Annotated in this window: 3 protein-coding genes; all 3 read left to right on the top strand. The window is 39.8% G+C overall.

The annotated features are described in order from the left end of the window. Positions 1-210: 210 nt before the first annotated feature. The 3 genes from IQ228_RS24280 to IQ228_RS24270 all read left to right on the top strand — a co-directional run bounded on the left by IQ228_RS24280 (position 211) and on the right by IQ228_RS24270 (position 2,618). Complete coding sequence (locus tag IQ228_RS24280) at positions 211-969, top strand: thioesterase II family protein (protein ID WP_193964730.1); 759 nt, start codon at positions 211-213, stop codon at positions 967-969. Positions 970-1,278: 309 nt separating this feature from the next. Then, a complete protein-coding gene (locus IQ228_RS24275) occupies positions 1,279-1,746 on the top strand; it encodes an Hsp20/alpha crystallin family protein (RefSeq protein ID WP_193964728.1) in 468 nt (155 codons plus the stop codon). A gap of 626 nt (positions 1,747-2,372) precedes the next feature. Then, positions 2,373-2,618 carry a hypothetical protein gene (locus IQ228_RS24270; protein ID WP_035082434.1) on the top strand — a complete coding sequence of 82 codons (246 nt, stop codon included), beginning with the start codon at positions 2,373-2,375 and terminating at the stop codon, positions 2,616-2,618. Positions 2,619-2,892 lie beyond the last annotated feature (274 nt).

The following is a 2,892-nucleotide window of genomic DNA, read 5'->3' as shown; positions in this document are numbered from 1 at the left end:
CTCCAAACCTCTCCCCGCTTCGGGGAGAGGTTTGGAGAGGGGTTTGTTTATACATTAAAAACTTCTCAAACACCCTCTAAGACCAAGATGGATGAAACTAATTGGAAATAGTGTTTCAGTTCCCGTAATTGATAAATTGTGCAAAGCTATTGTTGAAACTGGTGTCTTTGAAAATTAAGATAAGTCAAGCAACCCCATAAAAACCCCATCATGTTCACTGAAACTACCTTCACAAATTGGATAACTTGCCCTCAACCCAATCCCCATGCCAAAGTACGCCTATTTTGCTTTGCTTATGCCGGTGGTAGTGCTACGATTTTTCGGACATGGGCTGATGATTTACCAGCAACTATTGAATTATGCCCCATAGAAATTCCCGGAAGAGGCAAACAAATCAAATCACCTCCATACACAAAAATTCAACCTCTAGTTCCAGCAATAGCTACCAATATCATTCCCTATCTAGATAAACCCTATGCTTTCATCGGTTACAGTATGGGTGCATTAATTAGTTTTGAGTTAATTAGGCTACTGCGCTCTAAATATAATTTTCACCCTTCACATTTTTTTGTTGCTGCTCATCAAGCCCCACAATTATCTGCTGAAAAACCGCCAATTTCTCAATTACCAGATACCGATTTTTTAGCCAAAATATCCCAATTGAATGGAACTCCCCAAGAAGTGCTAAACAATGCCGACTTGATGCAGATATTTTTACCGATTATCCGCGCTGATTTTACAGTTTTGGAATCCTATATTTATACTCCCCAACCTCCTTTAGATTGTCCTATTACTGCTTTCAGTGGTTTACAAGACCCAAGAGTTAGTTATACTGCCATTGCTGCATGGGAAAAACAAACTGTCGCCCCTTTTTTATTACAAATGATAGATGGTGATCATTTTTTTATCAACACTGCTAAGACTACTTTACTTAACCATCTAATTCAATCCCTCCAATCCTATTTCTAATTTATCTTCTAAAACATGAAAAATATACCTAGTGATGGGGGAATCATTACCGAATCTATACTAATTAACAGATTCCAAAATAATTGAGGATTTATATAGTACGGTTATCACGACGATCATATCCATAAAACCGAACTGTAATCAATTGATTTTCTGGTGCTACTATTTAATTGGGAAGCTAAAGATTAAGCTTCAAGAAGTTAAAGGTTAGAAGTTTTACCAGTAGTATTATTGTTTACCAAGTCAGAAGCTTAAGATTCAGTCTCACCAAATCAGAAAGTCCAATAGTGAATTTTTGAGGAGATATATATGACACTAGTACGTTGGAATCCTTTACGGGAAATAGAACGCTGGGAACCATTCCCTGAAATGGGTATTATCCGTCAGCAAATGGATCGTTTGTTTGAGCAATTATTACCACCCGACGGAGGGGAAAAAATAGGATTGACTTTTATTCCTCCTGCCGAAATTGCGGAAACCGATACTGATTTGAAGTTGAAAGTCGAAATACCAGGCTTAGATGCGAAGGATCTTAATGTTGAGGTCACTCCTGAGTCGGTTTCTATTAGTGGCGAGCGCAAATCGGAAACAACAACAGAAGCGGAAGGCATGACTCGCTCAGAGTTTCGTTATGGCAAGTTCCAACGGATAATCGCCTTGCCTGCGGTCGTGGATAATGAGAAGGTCGTAGCAGAATATAAGAATGGAATTCTCCATTTGACCATTCCTAAAGCCGAATCAGAAAAACACAGGGCTGTGAAGGTTAGTCTCGGCTAATGGTTTTTGGTTGAAATGAAGTAGTAAGGGTCAGTAACCCAGCCCTAAAGGGACTGGGCTTGCAAGAGTAATCAAGCAAGCCGTACTGACCAGACCACCCTAAGAGACTTGCCCTTCGACTTCGTTCAGAGCAAGTCTCTTGGGGTAGCCGTTATTTGAGTCACGACACCTCGGAAGGCGTAGCCCCTTTGGGGTTCAGCAGTCGCTCATGGGGGAAACTCCCAAGACCGCGCTGCTTCACTAGTTCCCCGCTCTGTCATTTGCAATCAATTCATCCTTCATTTTTTTGTGGCAAGTGGGAGGGATAATAATTCATGATTAATGGTTTATATTCTAAAAATATGTTTCTAATTACATAGTTAATTCTCAAGATAGATGCTAAAGAGCATTTTTATATTTATGAGTTATGGGGACAAAAATCTAGCCTATATTCTTTTCTTACTTTTATGTAAGATATGAGCAAATATATCTCAGTCGCTGTTAATATATCGGAAATAGCAGTTTGTATCTTTGACCTAGATAGGAGGTTTCAATTTTTGAGAAAACTTCTACAAAAACACACACTGATACAGTTTCATTTGCTTGAATAGCTATATAAAGAGGATTGAGATTGGCAATTATTAATTATGGCAACCAAAGTAATTGATGTTAGAGAATATACTGTCCGAGCGCACAAAAGACTGATTCATACACGAGTTTTCCACTTTGTTTGTAAAGAATGTAATCAGGCTACAAAGCGGGAAACTTTCGGAACTCGCCCTTTATATTGTGAAAGTTGTCGTCCTCCCCAACCTCCTAAAAAATCACTCCAGGTATCTACACCAAGCAAACCTAGAGCCATGACTTACACCAGCAATATAGATTTAGGTTGAGTGAATTGCTGTCAACCACCCATCACTTCCATTCGGGTAAGTGAGGGCTTGTAAAAGCCTAGTTGGACTCAGTTCTTAACGGAACTACGTTAGAGGTAAGAGTTAAAGACCTACCAGGGGATGCGTAGCTAGTTCCCTGCTCTAGAACTTCAAAGTTAAACAGGCTTAAGGGTTAAACCAGTGCTTTTAAGATAGTTACCGACCTCTAACATTGTCGTTCGCGCGTGCCGGAGGCATCTAGCTAACATTACCCGCAAGGAGGCTCTTTGGAGCA

Source organism: Dolichospermum sp. LEGE 00246, from assembly GCF_015207865.1.
GTDB classification, from domain to species: domain Bacteria; phylum Cyanobacteriota; class Cyanobacteriia; order Cyanobacteriales; family Nostocaceae; genus Dolichospermum; species Dolichospermum heterosporum.
The sequence above is the reverse complement of the archived record's forward strand: the minus strand, read 5'-3'. Positions and strand labels throughout refer to the sequence as shown.